The sequence below is a fragment of the [Actinomadura] parvosata subsp. kistnae genome, assembly GCF_900323885.1.
Classification (GTDB): domain Bacteria; phylum Actinomycetota; class Actinomycetes; order Streptosporangiales; family Streptosporangiaceae; genus Nonomuraea; species Nonomuraea composti.
Window position 1 is genome coordinate 1,701,990 of record NZ_OOHJ01000022.1, and the last position, 21,620, is coordinate 1,723,609.

19 protein-coding genes are annotated in these 21,620 nt (G+C 68.8%); 3 read left to right on the forward strand and 16 right to left on the reverse strand.

Annotated elements, in window-relative coordinates:
- Window position 1 precedes the first annotated feature (1 nt).
- The 8 genes from KIS93_RS50430 to KIS93_RS50465 form a co-directional block, all read right to left on the reverse strand.
- Complete coding sequence (locus KIS93_RS50430) at window positions 2-646, reverse strand: DUF4276 family protein (RefSeq protein WP_080042371.1); 645 nt, start codon at window positions 644-646, stop codon at window positions 2-4.
- Window positions 643-2,070, reverse strand: a complete 1,428-nt coding sequence (locus KIS93_RS50435; RefSeq protein WP_080042372.1) for an AAA family ATPase — start codon at window positions 2,068-2,070, stop codon at window positions 643-645. Before KIS93_RS50435 ends, KIS93_RS50430 begins: the two co-directional genes overlap by 4 nt.
- A gap of 840 nt (window positions 2,071-2,910) precedes the next feature.
- On the reverse strand, window positions 2,911-3,441 hold the full coding sequence (locus KIS93_RS50440; RefSeq protein ID WP_230465528.1) for a GTP-binding protein: 531 nt from the start codon (window positions 3,439-3,441) through the stop codon (window positions 2,911-2,913).
- Between the two features lie 28 nt (window positions 3,442-3,469).
- The gene (locus KIS93_RS50445; RefSeq protein WP_225272260.1) at window positions 3,470-3,877 is read right to left on the reverse strand and encodes a DUF742 domain-containing protein; all 408 of its coding nucleotides are present in this window, start codon (window positions 3,875-3,877) and stop codon (window positions 3,470-3,472) included.
- A gap of 21 nt (window positions 3,878-3,898) precedes the next feature.
- Window positions 3,899-4,321 (reverse strand): roadblock/LC7 domain-containing protein, encoded by a 423-nt coding sequence (locus tag KIS93_RS50450; RefSeq protein ID WP_020546551.1) that lies wholly within the window; start codon window positions 4,319-4,321, stop codon window positions 3,899-3,901.
- The gene (locus tag KIS93_RS50455; RefSeq protein ID WP_155128444.1) at window positions 4,318-7,653 is read right to left on the reverse strand and encodes a nitrate- and nitrite sensing domain-containing protein; all 3,336 of its coding nucleotides are present in this window, start codon (window positions 7,651-7,653) and stop codon (window positions 4,318-4,320) included. The genes KIS93_RS50450 and KIS93_RS50455 overlap by 4 nt, the downstream gene beginning before the upstream one ends.
- Window positions 7,654-7,829: 176 nt before the next feature.
- On the reverse strand, window positions 7,830-9,227 hold the full coding sequence (locus KIS93_RS50460; RefSeq protein ID WP_080042375.1) for an aminobutyraldehyde dehydrogenase: 1,398 nt from the start codon (window positions 9,225-9,227) through the stop codon (window positions 7,830-7,832).
- A 43-nt stretch (window positions 9,228-9,270) separates the two neighbouring features.
- Window positions 9,271-10,542 carry a glycosyltransferase gene (locus tag KIS93_RS50465; RefSeq protein ID WP_080042376.1) on the reverse strand — a complete coding sequence of 424 codons (1,272 nt, stop codon included), beginning with the start codon at window positions 10,540-10,542 and terminating at the stop codon, window positions 9,271-9,273.
- 125 nt (window positions 10,543-10,667) lie between these two features.
- Here KIS93_RS50465 and KIS93_RS50470 point away from each other — a divergent pair, with 125 nt between their 5' ends.
- Entirely contained in the window at window positions 10,668-11,273 is a 606-nt protein-coding gene (locus KIS93_RS50470; RefSeq protein WP_168011486.1) for a TetR/AcrR family transcriptional regulator, read from the forward strand.
- Here KIS93_RS50470 and KIS93_RS50475 read toward each other — a convergent pair.
- The 4 genes from KIS93_RS50475 to KIS93_RS50490 are packed head-to-tail and all read right to left on the reverse strand — an operon-like array spanning window position 11,267 to window position 15,075.
- The gene (locus KIS93_RS50475) at window positions 11,267-12,316 is read right to left on the reverse strand and encodes an ABC transporter ATP-binding protein (RefSeq protein ID WP_080042377.1); all 1,050 of its coding nucleotides are present in this window, start codon (window positions 12,314-12,316) and stop codon (window positions 11,267-11,269) included. The genes KIS93_RS50470 and KIS93_RS50475 overlap by 7 nt on opposite strands.
- Complete coding sequence (locus KIS93_RS50480) at window positions 12,303-13,082, reverse strand: ABC transporter permease (protein ID WP_080042378.1); 780 nt, start codon at window positions 13,080-13,082, stop codon at window positions 12,303-12,305. The genes KIS93_RS50475 and KIS93_RS50480 overlap by 14 nt, the downstream gene beginning before the upstream one ends.
- The gene (locus tag KIS93_RS50485; RefSeq protein WP_230465529.1) at window positions 13,075-13,941 is read right to left on the reverse strand and encodes an ABC transporter permease; all 867 of its coding nucleotides are present in this window, start codon (window positions 13,939-13,941) and stop codon (window positions 13,075-13,077) included. The genes KIS93_RS50480 and KIS93_RS50485 overlap by 8 nt, the downstream gene beginning before the upstream one ends.
- Window positions 13,942-13,953: 12 nt before the next feature.
- Window positions 13,954-15,075 (reverse strand): polyamine ABC transporter substrate-binding protein, encoded by a 1,122-nt coding sequence (locus KIS93_RS50490; RefSeq protein WP_080042379.1) that lies wholly within the window; start codon window positions 15,073-15,075, stop codon window positions 13,954-13,956.
- Window positions 15,076-15,460: 385 nt separating this feature from the next.
- Between KIS93_RS50490 and KIS93_RS50495 the strand changes: the two genes are divergently transcribed.
- On the forward strand, window positions 15,461-16,366 hold the full coding sequence (locus tag KIS93_RS50495; protein WP_080042380.1) for a hypothetical protein: 906 nt from the start codon (window positions 15,461-15,463) through the stop codon (window positions 16,364-16,366).
- Window positions 16,363-17,322: an SIS domain-containing protein gene (locus KIS93_RS50500; protein WP_080042381.1), complete on the forward strand. Its 960-nt coding sequence runs from the start codon at window positions 16,363-16,365 to the stop codon at window positions 17,320-17,322. The genes KIS93_RS50495 and KIS93_RS50500 overlap by 4 nt, the downstream gene beginning before the upstream one ends.
- A 17-nt stretch (window positions 17,323-17,339) precedes the next feature.
- Here KIS93_RS50500 and KIS93_RS50505 read toward each other — a convergent pair whose 3' ends face one another.
- Genes KIS93_RS50505 through KIS93_RS50520 form a run of 4 tightly spaced genes read right to left on the reverse strand, consistent with a single transcriptional unit; the run spans window position 17,340 to window position 21,349 of the window.
- Window positions 17,340-17,906, reverse strand: a complete 567-nt coding sequence (locus tag KIS93_RS50505; protein ID WP_080042382.1) for a GTP-binding protein — start codon at window positions 17,904-17,906, stop codon at window positions 17,340-17,342.
- Window positions 17,887-18,255, reverse strand: coding sequence for a DUF742 domain-containing protein (locus KIS93_RS50510; RefSeq protein ID WP_080042383.1), 369 nt, complete (start codon window positions 18,253-18,255; stop codon window positions 17,887-17,889). The genes KIS93_RS50505 and KIS93_RS50510 overlap by 20 nt, the downstream gene beginning before the upstream one ends.
- 14 nt (window positions 18,256-18,269) lie before the next feature.
- Window positions 18,270-18,692 (reverse strand): roadblock/LC7 domain-containing protein, encoded by a 423-nt coding sequence (locus KIS93_RS50515; RefSeq protein WP_080042384.1) that lies wholly within the window; start codon window positions 18,690-18,692, stop codon window positions 18,270-18,272.
- Window positions 18,689-21,349 (reverse strand): sensor histidine kinase, encoded by a 2,661-nt coding sequence (locus KIS93_RS50520; RefSeq protein ID WP_080047184.1) that lies wholly within the window; start codon window positions 21,347-21,349, stop codon window positions 18,689-18,691. Before KIS93_RS50520 ends, KIS93_RS50515 begins: the two co-directional genes overlap by 4 nt.
- Window positions 21,350-21,620 lie beyond the last annotated feature (271 nt).

Consider the following 21,620-nt stretch of genomic DNA (forward strand, 5'->3'; position numbering starts at 1 on the left):
TTCAGCCGCCGAAGGTCAGCACTACTTCTTCGACGCTCTCTAACAGAGCACGCCATCCGTCCAATCTGACGACCTCCCCATTACAGTTCAGCCGGTCAAGCAGCTGCCTCCTATGCTGGGGAAATCGTTTGGCAACACTTTCACGGCGGCGACCGGTCACCTCCGCGGCTTTCAGAATGCACTGACGAAGATACGACTTCGGGTCGGACAGAGCCTCGACCTCGTGCACCTTCGGGAGACCGAGACCGGCCCGGCCACGAGGGTTTCCCGCGACATGTCTGATCGCCTGCTCGTCGAGAAGCAGCCAGGCCTCAGTCATTCGTATGGGAATTACTGGAACGCACGCGTTCGTGTATCCCACGCGCTTGACGGCCTCTCGCACCTCTTGCTGACGAGCCTCCATGCCCGCGTTGTCCGCGTCGCGGTGCACCACGACGACGTCGGGCTGCAGCCCGCCCATGAGCCTGATGCCCGCTTCGACACGCGACGCGACGTCCTTACTGACCTTGCCCAGACGTTCGAAATCCGGCGCGCTCAGCCTCAGCGCGACACCCCTGGCAGCGAAGAGGGACTCGACGATACCGGCAAGAGGCGCATCGGAACTGCCCTCCGCGACAAAGATGCCCGTATATACATCTCCCCTCATATCTCGAAGTCCACCGGCAGCTGGATATGACGGCCCGGAGGTGGCGTAAGGAACTCCACCAGGTCAGCCTCCGAGAAAACCGGACCGTCTGCGGCAGCCCGCCATGAACCCCGGAACGGCAGCAGCGACAGCGACGCTCCGACAGATCCGTCCGATGCCTTCTGTGGTACCAGTGCCGCCAGCAAAAGATCATCCGGGTCGCACAACTGCACCACGCCAGAAGAGTGCGTGTTGACAATGACCTGACGGAACGGATTCTCCATTCCTGGACCCTCCCGAGGGTCTACCGCGAGATCTCGAACGAGCTCAACAATAGCAGGCAGATTCGCCGGGTGGATTCCATTCTCCGGCTCCTCCATACATATCAACCCAGATACCGTCGGGTCCTCCAGCAATACGCATAGCGCCAGAAATCTAAGCGTTCCCTCAGAAAGGGCGCGAGCAGGCAGCCGCAATCCACCCTTTTCCTGCATGAACAGGGTGAAGACCTCGCGAACTGGATCCGGTTCCACAGAAACGCTTTCCACCCCCAGCCCGGCAAGGTCGGCGAGCCGACTTGAGACCCTGGCATAGACAGCCGCGGAATCAGCGTCCAAGCCGTCACGACCACTCTCGTTCGCGATCCGGAAGAGAGCGGCTGCCAGATGCCGCCCATTGGCGGACATCGCGCGGGGAGCCGAAAAATCGTCCGGCGCTCTCAGCGCGGAGGGCTCAAGTGCGAGACGTCTCCAACTCTGCATTTCCCGGCGCGCCGCAAGGATCGTGGGATAGTCGTTCGTGGTGACGGTGCTGAGAACCGTGCGTCCCGCCCTCGCCGCAGCTCGTGGTTGCGGCTTACCGAAGCTTCCGCCATCTCCATGGACGTTGATGACCGTGCCGCTCTCCCGCTCCTCCGTCGAGAGAAAGGCACCGCCACGCCTCTGGCCGGTGACCACCGAGCCACGGAACCGCTTCGCACTGTGCGGAAACTTCAGGTGTTTCGCCGCGTCGCCCCTCGTGATGTGACGCAGCTCCTCACGGGTGAGGACCAGACGCCCGATGCTGCTCTCTCCGCTGGGCGGCGCGTAGCGAATGCTCACCTCATATCGCAGAAAAGTCGTTGTAGCGTCCGCGACCGCTCCCAGATCATCCTCCACCACAGCCGGCACAATCATTTCTGCGGCCAGATGTATCTCGCGGGGATGCTCCCTATAGCCGTCCCAGAACAGATCCCGTGGGTCGCCGCCACGAACACCGGACGCCCCTCTGACCCTCTGGGCAGATTCCATCAATGGCTCGCTCGCCATCGCGGACAGAAACTCTATGGCGTCGAATACGTTCGACTTTCCAATACCGTTCGCCCCCGCTATGCACGTGAAGGGGCCAAACTCCACCTGGACGTCCAGCAAGTTTTTGAAGCCGCGTACTTCCAGGCGTGTCAGCATGACATTAGACTAGCGGCCCCTGTGGGGCCGGCGAAGCACAATAGCGCCACGGCGGGATCGCACTCGGCAGAGGCAACGAGGGGCGCCCATCAGCGAGTCACGTATCGATCAAGAACGCCCGGTCGCCGACGGCTGTCGCTCCTCGCGGCGAAGGTAGCGCCGGCCGACCTCGGTGGCGACGTTGAACTCTGACGAATCTATGCCAATCGCCGACAGAATCGTCAGCTTGAGGGGGTGCAAAAGTCGGACATAAGAAACCTGGCTGCAAGTCCTTGCGCTTCTGGCGCACTGTAAGGCGCTGAGGAGCGTCGTCAGGCGGCACGGCGTGCGTTGCAAGCGCTGTCAGTCGCCACGGGGGTGCGCTGCAAGCGCCGCCAGTCGCCACGGGGGTGCGCTGCAAGCGCCGCCAGTCGCCACGGGGGTGCGCTGCAAGCGCCGTTGGTCGCCACGAGGTGTGCTACCAGGCGCCGTGAGAAAGCGTCCGAGCGGAGCGAGGCCCGATCGGGGTGGGCGCCCACGGGCAAGATCGCCGTGGGCGCGTACGGGCAAGATCGTCCTTGAGGGGCGCCCCTGTCAGGACGTCGTCTCAGCCATGCGGCTTCCTGGGCAACAACCTTGCCAATGCCTCCACGGCAGGGTGGGCAGAAGACGGCCGACCATCTACACGGGCAAGGGGTGGGCACGATGGCGCCGTCAGGCGCGGGGGTTGCGCCGCAAGGCGCCAGGAGAGGGGCGTCCGAGCGGAGCGAGGCCCGATCGGGGCGGGCGTTCACGGGCAACCACCCCATCGGGCAACGGGTGGGTGCCGCCTGTGTGGGAGGCGGCACCCGTGGGGACGGCCTAGACCGGGGTGTGCATGTGGCGGGTCAAGGCGTGTTCCACCAGCGTGATCAGGGTGGACTTGACTGATTCGCGTTGGCGGGCGTCGAGGCGGACGATCGGGATGTGGTCGCCGATCGACAGCGCCTCCCTGATTTCCTCCTCCGCGTGCGCGAAGTGGCCGTCCCAGCCGTTGATGCCGATGACGAACGGCAGCTTCGCCTCTTCGAAGTAGTCGATGGCGGGGAAGCTGTCGGCCAGGCGGCGGGTGTCGACGAGGACGACCGCGCCGATGGCGCCCCGGACGAGGTCGTCCCACATGAACCAGAAGCGGTGCTGTCCGGGGGTGCCGAACAGGTACAGGATCAGGTCACGGTCGAGCGAGACCCGGCCGAAGTCCATGGCCACGGTCGTGGTCGTCTTGTTCGGGGTGAGGGAGACGTCGTCGACGTGCGCCGAGGCGTCCGTCATGACCGCTTCGGTGGTGAGCGGCAGGATCTCCGAGACCGCTCCCACGAACGTCGTCTTGCCCACGCCGAAGCCCCCGGCCACGACGATCTTCGTCGAGGTTAGGCCGGGGCTAGAGCCTGCGAAGTCCACTGAGAACCCTTTCGAGCAAGTTGAGGTCCGGCTTTCCCGCGTCCAGCGCAGGCTGGTGCACGCGGATCAGGCCCTCCGACGCCATGTCGGCGATGAGCACCCGGACCACACCCAGAGGCTGGCGTAAAAGGGCGGAGATCTCGGCGACCGACCGGACGTTCCGGGTCAGGTTAATGATCGCCTGATACTCCGGACTTAGTAGGGAAATGTCTTGGTATTCCGACGTCACGGAGGACACGAGTGCCTCCATGGCGAACTTCATCCGCGGAGCGGTGCGCCCCCCGGTCACGGCATAGGGCCGTACCAGGGAACTCGGCTTCTGCGGACGGGGAGCCGCCGGATGCGGCGGAGTGCTATCACCAGCCCAACCCTGCTGACCTGACACCATTCTTCTCCTGTCACCGCCCCGCTATCGGGGGCGGGCCGCTTGCAGCTCAGCGCGTACGGCCGGAGTCAGTACCTGACCCGCCCGCTCGACCAGCAAGGTCATCTGGTACGCGACCAGACCCATGTCACAGTCGGGAGCAGCCAGGACCGCCAAGCAGGATCCATCACTGATCGACATGATCATCAAGAGCCCACGCTGCATTTCGATAACAGTCTGCGTCACCATACCGCCCTCGAAGACCCGCGCAGCACCCTGGGTCAGGCTGATGACACCGGACGCGACCGCGGCGAGCTGGTCGGCCCGGTCTTTGGGGAAGCCTTCGGAATAGGCCAGCGGCAACCCGTCGGACGACACCACGACCGTGTGGGCGACGCCCGGCACGTTGTTCACGAAGTCCGTGATCAACCAGCTTATGCCGCGCGCTCCCTGGCTCATTTCTCTCATTTGTCCTCCTGCTGATTCTCTTCACCGCGCGTGAACGCCCGGCCTTGCCGGACGCCCTGCTGGAAGCTGGAGAGCCGGCTGCGCAGCCGCTCGGGTGAGATCTGCGGCGCCGGTGACGTGGGCTGAGGCTCGGCGAGGCTGGCCGTGCCGGGCACCAGGTTCGCCTTGGGGACCCGGCGGGGCAGGCCCGACGGCGTGGTGCCGGCCTGCTGCGGCTGCGCGGCCGCCTGCGCGGCCTGGAAGCCGGAGTCCGCGGGCGACGACCAGGAGGGGGCGCTGACGCCCGACTGCCCGGGCTTGCGCTGCGGGAGCGCCGGCTTGCCGCTCGCGGAGGACGCGGCGGACGCGGCCGGTGGCTGCTGCGGCTCGCCGGGCACCGCCGGGTGCACGGCGGTGATCTCGTGCTCGCCCTCGGGCTCGTGGCGCTGCTGCAGGACCTCGGGGTCCGGACGGCGGAACCAGTCGGAGCCGACCGACGAGAAGATCGGCAGGAACTCCTCGCTCTGCTCCTCCAGCGGCGAGTTGCGCACCACGGGGAGCGGGCCGGTCATGTCCTGGGAGGAGTACTCGCCGGGGCCGAACGGGTTGTAGCCGGAGTGACCGTTCTGCTCGAACTGGTCGGCGGGCTTGGGCTCGTCGGCGAACGGGGAGCGGTAGGTGTCGCCGAACTGCGGCCGCTGCCGCTCCTCCGCGTCGAACAGGGACCTGCGGGGCAGCGGGTCGGCGAAGGACGTCCAGCGCTGGTCGTCCTGCTGCGGCTGCGGCGGGGGCGGCTCGGTGGCGAAGGACGGCCAGCGCGGCTCGTCGTCCTGCTGCATGGGCGGCGGCTGCTCGGCGAACGACGGCCACCGGTTCTCGGCGAACGGCGAGGGCTGCTCCGCGGCGGGCGCGGGCGGCTCCTCGGAGAAGGAGGACCAGCGCGGCTCGCCGAAGGCGGCGGGCTGCTGCGGGACGGCGGGCGGCTCCTCGGAGAACGACGGCCAGCGCGGCTCGTCGGCCTTCGGCTGCTGCTGATCGCCGAACGGGTCGCCGAAGCCAGGCTTGTCACCGAAGCCCGGCCGGTCGCCGAAGGAGTCGCCGAAGCCGGACCCCGACGCGGGCGCCGGCTGGTCGCCGAACACCGACGGCTGGTCGCCGAAGGCGGACGGCTGCGGGTCGGGGGTGGCGGGCTGCTCGCCGAACGAGGGCCAGTTGCCCGTGCCGGGCGCCGGCACCGAGCCGGGCCACTGGGTGTCGACGATGTGGCCGGGCATGTCGTCGAACGACGGGTGCGAGCCGTTGCGCGAGGGCGGCTGCTGCTGGAACATGCTCGGGTCGAACGAGGTGAACGCTTCGTACTGGCCGCCCTGCTGCGGCAGGCCCTGCCCGTTGCTGATGAGCATGTCGGGCATGAACACCAGGGCGCTGAGGCCGCCGGTCTCGCGCATGCTGAGCTGGACGCGGATGCCGTGGCGCAGGGCCAGGCGGCCGACCACGAACAGGCCCATGCGGCGGGAGACGGACACGTCGACGACGGGCGGGTTGGCCAGGCGCCAGTTGGCCTCGGCCAGCTCCTCCTGGCTCATGCCGATGCCGAGGTCGTTGATCGTGACCAGGACGCCGCCCTCGGCGGGGGTGCTGGTGACGGTGACCTTGCTCTCGCGCGGGGAGAAGGAGATGGCGTTCTCGATCAGCTCGGCGAGCAGGTGGACGGCGTCGGTGACGGCGGGGCCGACGATGAGGGTGCCGGACGGGATCTGGATCTGGACCCGCTCGTAGTTCTCGACCTCCGACAGCGAGGCGCGGGCGATGTCGACCAGCGGCACCGGCTCGCTCCACTTGCGCGCGGCCTCCTGGCCGGCGAGGACCAGGAGGTTCTCGCTGTTGCGGCGCATGCGGGTGGCCAGGTGGTCGAGGCGGAAGAGGTTCGCGAGCCGCTGCTCGTCCTCTTCGCCCTGCTCCAGACCCTCGATGAGCTGGAGCTGCCGCTCGACCAGTGTCTGGCTGCGGCGGGAGAGGTTGACGAACATCGAGTTGACGTTGGCGCGCAGCTTGGCCTCGTCGCCGGCCAGCCGGATCGCCTCGCGGTGGACCTCGTCGAAGGCCCGGGCCACTTCCCCGATCTCGTCGCGGGTGTTGATGCCGATGGACGGTACTTCGGGGATCTGGGCGCCTTCGCCGGACTCGCGCAGGATGCGGACGGTGTCGGGCAGGCGGCTGGTGGCGACCTGGAGCGCCTCGGCGCGCAGCCGGCGCAGCGGCCGGACCAGCGAGCCGGCCACGCGGGTGGTGATGACCAGGACGAGGAGCAGCAGGACGAGGATGAGCGCGCCGGAGATGATGGCGTCGCGCTGCTCGGTGTTGCTCAGGTCGGTGGCGGTGGTCACGATCTTGCCGGCGAGGTTGCCCTCGACCTTGCGCATGGCGTTGACGGTCACCGTCGTGCTCTCGAACCAGTCGTTGAGGTCGCGGTTCGTGGTGACGTCGAGGTCGGTGATGCGGTTGCTCTGGCGGACCTGGGCCAGGGCGCGCTGGCGCATGGCGTCGGCGAGGTCGACCTGGAGGCCGCGGACGTTCTTGTGGTAGGCGTCGAGGTCGGCCTTGCTCGCCTCGGCCTCGAAGGAGGCCAGGTCGGCCTGCTGCGCGTTCCAGGAGCCGAGGAAGTCGGCCCAGTCGGCGCTGTCGACCCTGCGGTTGGGCTGCAGCAGCGTCACGATGAGGATGATCTGCTGCTTCGAGACCTCCTCCTTCATCCGCTGCAGCGAGCCGAGCGCGGCCACGTCGCCCTGGAGGCCGTCGTCGCTGACGCCGTCGCCCAGGTCGGCCTGGATGCCGGAGAAGATCTCGATCATCGTGCTGTAGGTGCTGATCGAGGCCCGCGCGGGCACGTTGTCGACCATGGAGTCGCGCAGGCTGTCGAGGCCCTCCAGCCAGCGGCGGGTGTCGGAGACACCTTCGCGCACGCGCGCGGAGTGGGAGGCGTCGATGGCGTTGGCCGCGCTGAGCACGGCCTGCTTGGTCTTGTCGGTGGCCTGGCGCTGGGTCTTGAGCTGGACGAAGCGCCCGCCCCTGCGGCGGTCGGCGACGTACCACGCGGTGAGCGTGCGCTCCTTGGCGAGCTCGTGGTTGAGCGCGCCGATGCGCTGCACCAGCTCGGCCACCTGGGTGAGCCGGCGGTACTCGGCACTGGTGCCGATGGCGTCGGCCAGCTGGACGCCGGCGAGCAGCACGCCCACGACCGTGGGGATGAGGATCAGCGCGACCAGCCGGGAGCGCACACGCCAGTTGGCCAGCCGGAACCGTCCGCCTGTGTACTCCCCTGACCTCGTGTGCCTGGGGTCTTTCGTCCTCACTGAGTCTCGCAACCTCTCGCCGGTACGTGCTCGAAGAAAATCAGACACGCGTGGGGCGCATGGGATTCTGTCCGGCTGGGTAATTGGAACACAACCCGTACCAGATCGGCCAACCGAACATATCCCATCACGCGCACCCAAAGGGGCACTTTGGGTGCATATCGCCGTACGTGTTTTCAGGCCGGACGGAACGAGTCCCGCTCTACCGGAGCCGCGTGCTTGATCATCAGGTGTCGCGTCACTGAATACTCCTGCACTGCTTCCTGGCTCATGTCCTTGCCGAACCCGCTGCCCTTCACCCCTCCGTGCGGCGCCTCGCTGGCGATGGGCAGGTGATCATTGATCCAGGTCACACCCACATCGAGCCGATGCGAGACGCGCATCGCCCGCCCCACGTCACGTGACCACACCGACGAGGCCAGGCCATATCTAGTGTCGTTGGCCAGCCGGACCGCTTCGTCCTCTCCATCGAACGGGAGCGCTACCAGAACCGGCCCGAACAGCTCTCCCTGCACGATCTCGCTGGTCTGTGCGACATCCGTCACAAGGGTAGGCGGGTAGAAAAAGCCGGGGCCCCCAATTGGGGAGCCGCCGTGCAGCACCCGCCCGCCGGCCCGCTGCACGAACCCGTGCACCCGCTCCCGGTGCGCCGCGGAGATCAGCGGGCCGATGTCGGTGGCCGGGTCCCAGGGGTCGCCGACCGAGATTTCGGCAAGAGTTGCCCGAAGCGCCTCCACGGCTTCGCCGTAGATCTGCCGGGCGACGTAGACGCGGGTGGCCGCCGTGCAGTCCTGCCCGGTGTTGTACGTCGCCCCCATGGCCACGCCCCTGGCCATCTCCGCCAGGTCCGCGTCCTCGAACACCAGCGCCGGCGCCTTGCCGCCGAGCTCGAGGTGGACCCGCTTGAGCGTGGCCGCCGCGCCGCTCATCACGGCGCGGCCGGTCTCCGTCGAGCCGGTGACGCTGACCATGTCCACGCCGGGGTCGGTGACCAGCGCCTGGCCGGCCTCGGCGTCCCCGGTGATCGCCTGGACGAGGTGGTCGGGCGCGCCCGCCTTGGCGAACAGCTCGGCCAGGCGCAGCGTCGTGCGCGGCGTCTGCGGCGCCGGCTTGATCACCACGGCGTTGCCCGCGGCGACGGCCGGGCCGACCTTCCAGACGGCCATGACGAACGGGAAGTTCCACGGCGCGATCGACCCCACCACCCCGACGGGACGGCGCTGCAGGACCGAGGTGTAGCCGGGGCTGAACACCCCGGCGCCGGTGCCCTCCAGCGAGCGGGCCGCCCCGGCGAAGAAGCGCAGGTTGTCCACGGCGAACGGCAGCTCGCCGTCCCTGAACACCGCGGCCGGCTTGCCGGTCTCCTCCACTTCGAGCCTGGTCAGCTCCTCGGCGTCGGCCTCCACCAGGTCGGCCACGCGCAGCAGCAGCCGCTGGCGCTCGGCGGGCGTGGTCTGCGACCACTCCTCGAACGCGGCGCGGGCGGCCCGTACGGCCGACGCCACACCCTCCACCGGCGTATCCGGAATTTCGGCACACGGGAGGCCGGTGGCGGGGTTGATCAGTTCGCGCATCAGGAAGACTTCATCTCTCAGGGTCGTGCTCAGGACTGCGTGACTACTGGCCGAGCTGCTCGATCAGGTCGGCGGCCTTGCGCAGGCCGTCGCGGCGCCGGATCTCCTCGCCCGCGGCGGCGAGCCGCGCCCGCAGCTCGGTGTCGCCGAGCAGCTTGGCGACCGCCCCCTTCAGCTCCTCGTCGGTGAAGGTGTAGGTCGAGAGCCTGACACCATAGCCGAGTTCATCGACCCTCTGGGCGTTGTCGTACTGGTCCCAGAACAGCGGCAGCAGGATCATCGGCTTGCCGAAGTGCAGCGCCTCGGTGGTCGTGTTGTTGCCGCCATGGGTGATGACCAAGTCACACAATGGGATGATCTTAGTCTGCGGAAGGAACTCCGCGCCCCACATGTTGTCGGCCAGCTTGATCTCCTCGTGCAGCGGGCCCTTGGAGACGATGTACTGGTGCGGGGTCGTGGCCAGCACGTCGATCACCCGCTGCATCAGCTCCACGTCGGAGGAGCCGAGCGAGCCCAGCGAGAAGTAGATCAGGGCCTCGCCGTTGCGCTCGAAGGGCAGTGTGAAGTCCTCGTCGGTCTCGCGCACGGAGGAGTCGAGGCGGTGCCAGGTCGGGCCGAGGGGGCGCCGGTCGGTGTAGTCGAGGATCTCCGGGTAGACGTAGAGGTTCAGGTCGCCCTCGTGGATGAAGTCGAGGTCGGGCAGCGGCTCGGTGCCCTGCTCGACGCACCACTCGTTGAAGGCGGACCAGAGCTCGCGGTGGGTGCGGTCGTACTCGGCGCGGAAGGCGTCCCACTCGGAGCGGTCGTCGGCGGGCAGGCCGGAGAAGACCGGCGGGATGTTCTCGCCGCGCATCTCCAGCGGCTGGCAGGAGACGATGCGGACGAACTTCTTGCCCGCGGTGAGCAGCGCCGGGAAGGTGATCACGTTGTCCTCGATGATCACGTCGGGGTTCACGCGTTCGATGATGGCCTTGAGCTGCGGCTCGCAGTACTTGACGCCGTCGATCAAGCTCTCCCAGATGGGCTTGGTGACGGTCTCCTGCTGCTCCAGGGTGGACTTGCGGTACTCCGGCGCGGTCTCACGGATGAAGTCCTTCCAGAACTGGCCGGGGTCCTGCTCCTGCTCCTCCTCGGCCGGCGGGGCCAGGTCGACCAGGTCCTCCTCGAAGCCGAGCGCTTCGAGCTTGCCCTTCCAGGACGCCTCCGCCGCGAAGACGACGCGGTGGCCGCGGCGGCGCAGGATGTCACCGATGCCGATGGAGTTGTTGGTGGGACCGTAGGCGCTTTCCGGCATGAACAGGAACGTGAGAGACATGGCGACTCCGGGGGAACTCGTCAATTTGAAGAGGAATTCAAAAACTGATCTAGCGTGAAGGTCAACTTAAGGGCACTATGGTCACGGCTAACTGAACAGCAGCCGAACGAGTGAAGGTGGTGAGGGTGGCTCAGCGCAAAAGCCGCGACGATCGGCGGCTCGACCTGATCGAGGCCGCACGCAGGGCCATCATCCGCCATGGCATCGACGGTGTACAGCTCTCGCACGTCGCCGAGGAGGCGGGCCTGACCTCGGGCGCCGTCCTCTACCACTACCCCGACCTCAGCGAGTTGCTCGTCGAGGCGCAGCACGCCGGCATGGAACGTTTCTACGAGCAGCGGCTGCGCCAGCTCGCCACGCTCACCGACCCCGTCGAGAAGCTGGTGGTCACCATCAGGTCGGGGCTGCCGACCGGGCCGCTCGACCCCGACGTGCGGCTGCTGAACGAGCTGGGCGGGGCCGCGGGCCGCAACCGCGTCTACGGCGTGCTGCTCACCTCCCTGTACGACCGGCAGGTGTCGATGTACCAGGCGATCCTCGACACCGGGGCGGCGCTGGGCGTGTTCAGGCTGAGCGCCGACTCGGTGACGATCGCCCGCAACCTGGTGGCCCTGGAGGACGCGTACGGCTACCGCATCACGGCCAGGCACCCCCTGATCGGGCCCGGCGAGGCGGCCGAGCTCATCCTGTCCTATGCCCGCGCGGCCACGGGCAACGACCTGAATCACTGATCGGCCGCCATGATGACGGCGTCCTCGGCGTTCCAGCGCACCTTGACCTTGGCGCCGGGACGCACGGAGGCGGCTCCCTGCACGGCGACGAGCACCGGCTTGGGGTGGCCGGGCACGTCCACGGAGATGTGCGAGACGCCGCCGTAGAAGCTGACGTCGAGCACCTCTCCGGCCAGGCCGCGGGTGGCGCTCGCGTCGGCCAGCTCGATCTTCTCGGGCCGCACCGCGAGCAGCGCGCCCGTGCCGGCCTCCAGCTCCTCCAGCGGGGTGCCGGCCAGCATGCCGAACTTCTCGCTCTTGATCCCGTCGAGGCCGCTGGCCTCGCCGCTGAAGAGGTTGTTGGCGCCGACGAAGTCGGCCACGAACGGCGAGCGCGGGCGCTCGTACAGCGAGATCGGCTCGTCCACCTGGCGCACGGTGCCGCGGTCGAAGACCGCGATGCGGTCGGCCAGCGACATGGCCTCCTCCTGGTCGTGCGTGACGACCACGAACGTGATGCCCACCTCGTGCTGCAGCCGCTTGAGCTCCAGCTGCATGTCGGCGCGGACCTTCTTGTCGAGGGCCGACAGCGGCTCGTCGAGCAGCAGCAGCCGGGGCCGCTTGACGATGGAGCGGGCCAGCGCCACCCGCTGCCGCTGCCCGCCGGAGAGCTGGGCGGGCCGGCGCGCGGCGTGCGCGGACAGCCCGACGGTCTCCAGCACCTCGCCCACGCGCTGCTTGATCTCCTGGCGGGGCAGCTTCTCCCGCTCCAGCCCGTAGGCCACGTTCTTGGCCACGGTCATGTGCGGGAACAGGGCGTAGGACTGGAACATGAGGCTGATCGGCCGCCGGTTCGGCGGCCTGGACAGCAGGTCCTCGCCGTCGAGCGTGACCTTGCCCGCGTCGGGCGTCTCGAACCCGGCGATGATGCGCAGCAGCGTGGTCTTACCGCAGCCGGAGGGGCCGAGCAGGGCGAAGAACTCGCCCTGGCCGATCTCCAGCGAGACGTCGTCGAGCGCGGTGACGTCCCCGAACCTGCGGGAGATCCCGTCAATCTTGAGCACGCGTCTCCCCGATCTTGGTCAGGCGCTGCCCGGCGATCACGGCCGTGAAGCTCACGAGGAGCAGGATCGCGGCCAGCGCGTTGATCTTCGGGGTGACCCCGAATCGGATCATTGAGTAGATGACGATCGGCAGCGTCTGGTCGTTGTTGCCGATTGTGAAGAAGGCGATCACGAACTCGTCCAGCGACAGCGTGAACGCCAGCATCGCCCCCGCCACGATGCCCGGCATGAGCTGCGGCAGGGTGACCTTCATGAACGTCGTCACCGGCCCCGCCCCGAGGTCGCGCGACGCCTCCTCCAGCGAGGTGTCGGTGCCGGTCAGCCGGGTGCGCACGACGGCCGCGACGAACGCCATCGCGAACAGGCCGTGGGCCAGCACCACGGAGTACAGGCCGAGCGTGAGCTGGATCGTCCCGTAGAAGACCAGCAGCCCGATGGCGAGCACCAGGTCGGGCAGCACGGCGGGCATGAGCGCCAGCGCGTCCATGATCTTGGACTTGGTGTACCTGGCCAGGCCGACGGCCATCATCGTGCCGAGCACGGTGGCGATCACGGTGGAACCGGTGGCCACGATGAGCGTGTTGACCAGGCCGTCCCTGATCCGCTCGTCCTCGGCCAGCACGCCGTACCACTTGAGGCTGAAGCCGTCGAAGCTGTAGGCGGACTCGCCGGAGTTGAACGACATGACGACGAGCACGACGATCGGCAGGTACAGGAAGACGAACGTGAGCCAGAACGGCACGTACAGCAGCTTCGGTCTACGCACGGCGCGCCGCCCAGGCCTGCACGATGAGCAGCACGACCAGCACCGCGATGAGCGCCAGCGACAGCGTGGCCCCGAACGGCCAGTCGCGCGCCGACAGGAACTGGTTCCTGATGAGGTTGCCGACCATGATCGACTTGTTGCCGCCCAGCATCTCGGGGATGACGAAGTTGCCGAAGCTCGGCACGAACACGAACAGGCTGCCGGTCAGCACGCCCGGCACCGTCAGCGGCAGCGTCACCTTGCGGAACGTGGTGAACCCCGACGCCCCGAGATTGGCCGACGCCTCGCGGAGCTGCGGGTCGAGCTTCTCGATCGCGGCGTACAGCGGCAGCACCATCAGCGGCAGGTACGAGTACAGCAGCCCCGCCACGATCGTGCCCTGGTTGTAGAGCAGCTCGTACGGCCCCAGCCCCACCTTCGCCAGCGCCGAGTTCACCAGCCCTGGCCCGCTGAGCAGGATCGTCCAGGCGTAGACCCGGATGATGAAGTTCGTCCAGAACGGCAGCACGATCGCCACCAGCGCCAGCGTCTTCCACTTCTTGGGCAGCTGCGCGATCAGGTACGCCGTCGGGTACCCGATGAGCAGCGCGACCAGCGTGGTGATCGCGGCGATCTTCAGCGAGTCGAGCAGCACGCTCAGGTAGAGCGGGTCGAACAGGCGCTCGAAGTTCTCGGTGGTGAACTCGTAGACGACACCGCCGAAGCGCCCCCGCTGGAAGACGGTGTAGCTGAACACCAGTGCCAGCGGCACCAGCATGAGCACGACCAGGTACGCGAGCCCTGGTGACAGGAAAACGAACGCGCCCAGCCAGCGTCCGCGGGGGCGGGACACTGGCTGGGTCTTGACCTCGGACTTCACAGCGGCAAAGGCTCAGCTGGCCGTGACGTCCTGCTGGAGCCGGGTGTACTTGGTCGACGCCTGGCCCAGGTCGATGGCGGCCTCACCGTTGAGCAGCTCGGCCGGCGTGGTGCCGAGGAGCGAGCCCTTGGCGATCTTGACCTGCTCCATGGCGGCCTTGTTCGGCACCTTGTAGTTGATGTTCTCGGCGGCCCAGGAGTGGATCTCGGGGCTGAGGATGTAGTTGATCAGGGCGTGCGCGGCCTCCTTGTTCTTGGAGGACTTCATGATCACCATGGTGTCCACCCAGAGGTCGCTGCCCTCCTTCGGCACCGCGAACTTGATGTTGCCCTTGGGGTCGGTGGTGGGGCACCAGCCGTCCCACGCCTCGGCCATCACGGCCTCACCCGACACCAGCCGGTCACCGAAGGTGGTGTCGTCGTAGCGCAGCAGGTGCGGCTTCTGCGCCATGAGCAGCTCCTTGGCCTTCTCGAGCTCCTCGTCCTTGTCGGTGTTGATCGAGTAGCCGAGCGACTTGAGCGCGGGCAGCGCGAGCCAGCGCTCGGTGGCCAGCATGGTGACCTTCTTGTCGGCCCAGGCCGGGGGCTTCAGCAGATCGTTCCAACTCTTCGGCTCGGACTTCACCAGGTCGCTGCGGTAGCAGATGCCCGTCGTGCCCCAGGTGTAGGGCACGGAGTACTTGTTGCCCTTGTCGTAGGAGAGCTGCGTGGCCTCGGGGTAGAGGTTGGCCAGGTTGGGGATCAGCTCGTGGTGGATCGGCTCCAGCAGGCCCTGCTCGTTGAGCGCCTGGGCGTACTGGCCGGAGACGAACGCCACGTCGATACCGCTGTCACCGGGGGCGGTGAGCTTGGTCATCGCGACCTCGTTGGTGTCGTGCAGCTGGATCTGCACGTTCTTGATCTTGAGCTTCTCCATGGCCTTCTGGGGGAGCTCCTTGGGCGTGTAACCGTCCCAGACCGTGATCTGCAGGGACTGCTGCGACAGGTCCGCGTTGGGCTTGAGCTGGTCGGCCGCCGCCGGCGCCTGGTCAGCTGAGCTTGACGACGACCCACCCCCGCACGCCGCGACGGCAAGCGCGAGTCCGGCCGCCGCCGCGGCGGCCGGGAGACGACGGGTGAACCGGGTACGGGACACGGCCGCTACTCCTTCTGAAATTTGTGCTGTTTGAGGGGTCGCGCGACCTTACCGGACACAGCGGACCAGACCAGGAGTGTTGCAGCAGAAATCAACATGAGCAAGACTTTTGATGACATTGCTACCTGGAAGTTTGGTCCACGTGTTGAATTGGGATTCAATAGCTCGCCGCTTGATCTCTCTCGGTGAGAGGCCCCTCACCGCGCGAGATCGGGGGCTCACCACCGCGCTCCTGGCGCGGTTGGCGGACGAGGTGCCGCCGCCCTTCGCCGTGCGACGCTTCCTCCCGCTGCCCACCTTCTCGCACGGTCCTGGAGATCTCCACACTGGGGCCCCAGGTGAACGGGATTTCGGATCGCACGTCGACCAGACGAACTACTCGGTCGTGGTCGGCGAACGCGTGGTGGTCAAGTGGCTCACCCCGCCGGTCCCCCTTCCGCATCCCACTCCTGACATCTTCGCGCACCTCGTTGATTCAGGATTCAACGACACAGCGCCTCCTTACGCCGCGCTGACCGGGGTGTTGCAGGGCCGCGCGCACCTGCTGGCCCTGATCACCGGCTACCTGCCCGAGGCGCGGGACGGCTGGGAGTGGTGCGTGGACGAGGCGGTGGCCGGCTCGACCGCCTTCGCCGGCGAGCTCGGCCGCCTCACCGCCGACCTCCACCTCGCGCTGTCCACCTTTCCCCGCTCGCAGCAGGACGCCCCGGGCGACGCGGCGGACAGGGCGAATGGAGCGCTGGCGGAGGCGCTGGAGCTGACCGGCGGCGACGACGGCGCCTGGCTGGCCTCGAAGGCGCAGGTCATGCGCCAGGAGCTGGCCGCCTTGCGGAACGGCATCCGGACCCCGCTGATCAGGATCCACGGCGACCTCCACGTGGGCCAGATCCTCCGGTGGCGCGACGGCTACGCCGTCATCGACTTCGACGGCAACCCCACCGTCGCCGGCGCCGACCTCCACCAGCCGGCCGCCAGGGACGTCGCCCAGCTCACCACGAGCCTCGACCACGTGGCCCAGGTGGCGATCAAGCGCAGGTCCACCCCGCCGGACCACGCCACGGCCTGGGCGAGCCGGGCCCGCCAGGCCCTCCTCACCGCGTACCGGGCCCGGCTGGCCGCGCGGAACCGGCCGGACCTGCTGGACGAGAGCCTGATCCGCCCGTTCGAGGTGGAGCAGGAGTGCCGGGAGCTGATCTACGCCGCCCGCCACCTCCCCCGCTGGCGTTACGCCCCCATGGGCGTCCTGCGCACCTGGTACGGGGCAGAAAAGCACAAGGAGAACATCGCGTGAATTCTGAGCTCTACCTCTCCGACCTGGAGTCCAAGCCGGAGCACCTGGCCGCCCTGGCCGACTCCCTGCGCGCCGGGGACCCGTTCGGCGACCTGCCGGGCGGCATCGACCGGGTGCTGTTCCTCGGCATGGGCAGCTCCCGCTACGCCGCCGGCGTCGCGGCGCTGCGCCTGCGCACGGCCGGCGTGAACGCCTACGCCGAGTACGCCTCCACCGCCGCGAGCCTGCCCGGCACCGAGGGCACGCTGGTCGTGCCGATCTCGGCCACCGGCTCCAGCAGGGAGACCCTCGACGCGATCGCCCGGTACGCCGGCGGCCCCTCGTACGTGGCGGCGCTCACCAACCGGCCGGACTCCCCGCTGGCGCAGGCCGCCGACCTGGTGGTGGACCTGCGGGCGGGCGAGGAGCGCGGCGGCGTCGCGTGCCGGTCGTTCCAGCACACCCTGGCCCTCCTCCTCGCCCTGGAGTCCAGGCTGACCGGCCGGGCGAGCGACCTGCCGGCCCTGCTCGACCGGGCCGCGAAGGCGTCGGCGGACCTGCTCGACCGCAGGGACGAGTGGCTGCCGCTGGCGCTGGAGCTGCTCGACGGCCCGCACGGCGTCTACACGATCGCGCCCGCCGAGCGGCTGTCGTCGGCGGAGCAGTCGGCGCTGATGTTCCGGGAGGGCCCGCGCCGCCCGGCCGACGCGTGCGAGAGCGGCGACTGGTCGCACGTGGACGTCTACCTGACCAAGACGCTGGACTACCGGGCGCTGCTGTTCCCCGGCTCCCGCTACGACGAGCAGGCCATGGACTGGGTGCGGCAGCGCGGCTCCACCGTGATCACCGTGGGCCCCGAGGTCCGGGACGCGGCGGCGGCGATCCGCTACGCCGGCGACGACGAGCCGGACGTCGCCCTGCTCACCGAGACCCTGGTCGCGGAGCTGGTGGCCGCCTACTGGTGGTCGGAGCAGTGATCAGGCCGGGGCGGTGATCAGTACGACCGCACGGCCAGCGCGTGCTCGACCAGCGTGATCAGGGTGTTCTTGACAGCCTGGCGGGCCCGCGCGTCCGTGCGGACGATCGGCACGTGGGCCGAGAGCGTCAACGCCTCCCGCACCTCGCTCTCGACGTGCGGGAACTCCCCGTCCCAGCCGTTCAGCCCGATGACGAACGGCAGCCCCGAGTCCTCGAAGTAGTCGACGGCGGGGAAGCTGTCGGCCAGCCGCCGCGAGTCGACCAGCACCACGGCCCCGATGGCGCCACGCACGATGTCGTCCCACATGAACCAGAACCGCTGCTGCCCCGGCGTGCCGAACAGGTAGAGGATCAGGTCCTGGTCGAGCGAGACCCGGCCGAAGTCCATCGCGACGGTCGTGGTGGTCTTGCCGGGGGTGTGGCCGAGGTCGTCGATGCCGTGCGAGGCGTCCGTCATCACCGCCTCGGTGGTCAGCGGCATGATCTCGGAGACCGAGCCCACGAACGTGGTCTTCCCCACGCCGAACCCGCCCGCCACGACGATCTTCGTGGAGGTGAGCCGGCTAGAGCCTGCGAAGTCCACTCAGCACCCTTTCGAGCAGTCCCCTGTCGGGCAGCCCCGCGTCGAGCTGCGGCTGGTACACCTTGACCAGCCCGTCCGCCTCCATGTCGGCGACCAGCACCCGCGCCACGCCGAGCGGGACGCTGAGCAGCGCGGAGATCTCCGCCACGGAGCGCACCTGCCGGCACAGCTCGCTGATCGCGCGGTACTCGCGGGCGTAGGTGGTGCCGAGCTGCGCCGACGTCGCCGACGACACCAGCGCCTCCATCGCCAGGTCCGTACGCGGGGTGGTGCGGCCGCCGGTGACGGCGTACATGCGGACGAGCGAACTGCGCTCCGGCTCCTGCTGCCCGTTGTGCCACGATGCCATGGTTCACTCCCCCTTCACCACGGGCGCGTGGCGGACAGCTCCGCCCGTACGGCAGGTGTGAGCACCTGTCCCGCGCGCTCCACCAGGATCGTCATCTGGTACGCGACCAGGCCCATGTCGCAGTCGGGCGCGGCGAGCACCGCCAGGCAGGACCCGTCGCTGATCGACATCACCAGCAGCAGCCCGCGCTCCATCTCGATCAGGGTCTGGGTGACCCCTCCGCCCTCGAAGACCCGCGCCGCGCCTCCGGTGAGGCTCACCAGGCCGGCCGCGATGGCGGCGAGCTGGTCGGCGCGGTCCTTCGGGAAACCTCTGGAGTAGGCCATGGGCAGCCCGTCGGCGGAGACGACGACGGCGTGCGCCACGCCGGGGACCTCCTCGACGAAGGCGCTGACCAGCCAGTTGACGTCCCTGGCGGCCTGGCTGAGCTCCTTCATGAGTCCTCCTCGAGCTCGGCGCGTCCCTTGCGCATGCCCTGCTGGTAGCTGGCCAGCCTGCTGCGGAGACGATCGGGCGACACCGGAGGCCCGGGGACGGGTGGCGGCGGCTGCGGGCTCGCGGTGCCCGGTACCAGGTTCGCTCGCGGCGTGCGCTTGGGCAAGCCCGAGCTCGTGGTGCCGCTCTGGACCGGCTCCGCCGTCGCGTCCGCGGCCTGCCAGGCCTGGTCCGAGGGGGTGGTCCAGGCGGTGTCGCGGTGGTCGGCGGTGGGGGCGGGCTTGCTGAACCAGCTGCTGCCCTCTTCGATGGAGGCGTAGATGGGCAGGTACTCGTCGCCGGCCGGCGGGGCGGGCGGGGCCGCCGGGGCCAGCGGCTCCGCGGGCGGCAGGTCGGCGGAGCTCGGCCGCGCCGAGCTGAACCAGGAGGACGGCTCGGGCGCGGGCGGCACGGTGTCGAACGACGGGTGCCCAGATGGCGGCCCTCCGGGGGTGGCGAACGACGGGTACCCCGAGGGCTCGTACGAAGGCGGCCCGGATGGCGGCCCGGACGGCGGGCCAGATGGCGGCCCAGCTGGCGGCCCTGACGGCGGGCGGAGCACGGAGCCGGGCCGGGGCACGTCCAGCGGCCCGTCCTGGGGAACGTCCTGGGTCCCGTACGAGCCACCTTGCCGCGGCACCTGCACCCGCGGGTTCGCCCCGGGCACCGCGGTCAGCAGCATCGGCGGGATGAGCACCATCGCGGTGAGCCCGCCGATGTCCTGCCGCCTGAGCTGCACCCGGATGTTGTGCCGCAGCGCCAGCCGCCCGACCACGAACAACCCCATCCGCCGCGACACCGACACGTCCACGACGGGCGGGTTGGCCAGCCGCCAGTTGGCCTCGGCCAGCTCCTCCTGGGCCATGCCGATGCCGTGGTCGGTGACCGACAGCATGAGGCTGCCGCCGTCGATGCGGCTGCTGGAGATGATCACCTTGGTGTCGCGGGAGGAGAACGACACGGCGTTCTCGATCAGCTCGGCGAGCAGGTGCACGACGTCGGTGACGGCCTGCCCGGCGATGGCGACGTCCGACTGCACCTGGATGCTGACCCGGTCGTAGCTCTCGACCTCGCCGAGCGCGGCGCGCACGATGTCCATCAGCTCGACCGGCTCGCTCCACTTGCGTGCCGCCTCCTGGCCGGCGAGGACGAGCAGGTTCTCGCTGTTGCGGCGCATGCGGGTGGCCAGGTGGTCGAGCTTGAACAGGTCGCCGAGGCGGGCGTCGTCGCGCTCGCCCTTCTCCAGCTTCTCGATCAGCGTGAGCTGCCGCTCGACGAGGGTCTGGCTGCGCCTGGAGAGGTTGACGAACATGGCGTTGACGTTGGAGCGCAGCGTGGCCTCGTCGCCGGCCAGCCGGACGGCCTCGCGGTGCACCTCGTCGAAGGCGCGGGCGACCTCGCCCACCTCGTCCTTGGAGAAGATGCCGATGGGCGGCACCTCGGCGGTGACCGCGCCGTCGCGCGACTCCCGCAGGTGCTGGACGAACTCGGGCAGCCGCCGGCCGGCGATCTCCAGGGCCTCGCCGCGCAGGCGGCGCAGCGGCCGTACCAGGGATCTGGCCACGCCGGTGGTGATGAGCAGGACGGCGACGAGCAGCGCGAGCACGGCGCCGGCGGTCAGGAACGCCCGGCCCCGCTCGTCGGCGCTGAGCGCCTCGCTGCGCAGCACGATGCCCTGGGCCTGGCGCTCCTCGACCTTGCGCATGGCGTCGATGACGACGGTGGAGGCGTCGAACCACTCCTTGGCGTCGTCGCGGTGCGCCTGGTCGAGGCCGCGCAGCGGCAGGCCCTTGGTGGCTCTGATCAGCACCAGCTCGCGCAGGAACAGCATGCGGTCGGCGGATCTGCCGTTGACGGTCTCGTCGAAGAAGCGCCGCTCGGCCGCGGTGGCCTCGGCGGCGAAGCCCTTGCGCTCGGTGGCCTCCACGGACTGCTGGCCGAGGAAGCGCTTGAGCTGGTCCTGGTCGAAGGCGCCCTCGACGAGGACGACGGTGACCAGCGCCTGCTGGTAGGACAGGCTCTCCTTGGCGCGGGCCAGGCCGTCGAGCATGCTCGTCTGGCGGAACAGCTCGTCGTCCACGCTGCCCTTGACCAGCTCCTTGTGGACGGAGAGCAGGTCGTTCACGACCGTGGTGTAGAGCTCGACGGCCGGGCCGGGCAGCAGGTTGGCCTCCAGGGCCTGCTTGCGCAGCGAGGTGAGGTCGTCGAGGCGGTTGAGCAGGTTCTCGAGCTGGTCGGCGGTGCGGCCGGTGGACTCGGTCATGAGCTGCCCGGCGATGCCGCGTACGGTCCTGGCGGCCAGGTCGACCTGGTCCATCTGGGAGCGCACCTCGGACAGGCCGTCGGCGGGCCGGTTGCGGGCGATGTACCAGGCGGTCCTGGCGCGTTCCCCGGAGACGAGGTGGGTGAGCCCGCCCAGCTCGGCGGACAGGCGGGCGAACTGGTTCGTCCGCGCGTAGGCGGAGGCCGCGGACGTGGAGGCGAGCACCTGGATGCCGCCCAGCAGCACGGCCGCCGCCGTGGGCACCATGATCAGGGCGACGAGGCGCGCGCGGACACGCCAATTGCGCAGCCGCCAGCGGCTCTCGGCGCCCTGTTTGGCGCCCAGGTCTCTACTCACCGAACGCACCTCGCCCGGAATCGGCATATTTGAGGGATCTGTGTCCTGGGAGAAATCAGCAAGTGCCGGTTATTTGAACACATCACGTGGCCCGTGGCCAAGCGAACATAACGCGACAAATGACGGTTCGCGTGACTCATGAGGATAGAACCTGGCGCTCCATCCCGGAAGCACCCCAGGCGCGAAATAAACCTTTAACACAATAAATGTCCACTTATGGGCGATTAGCGCGTTCCAATCGGGTAACACGGTTGACGCTCCGCGATCTCTT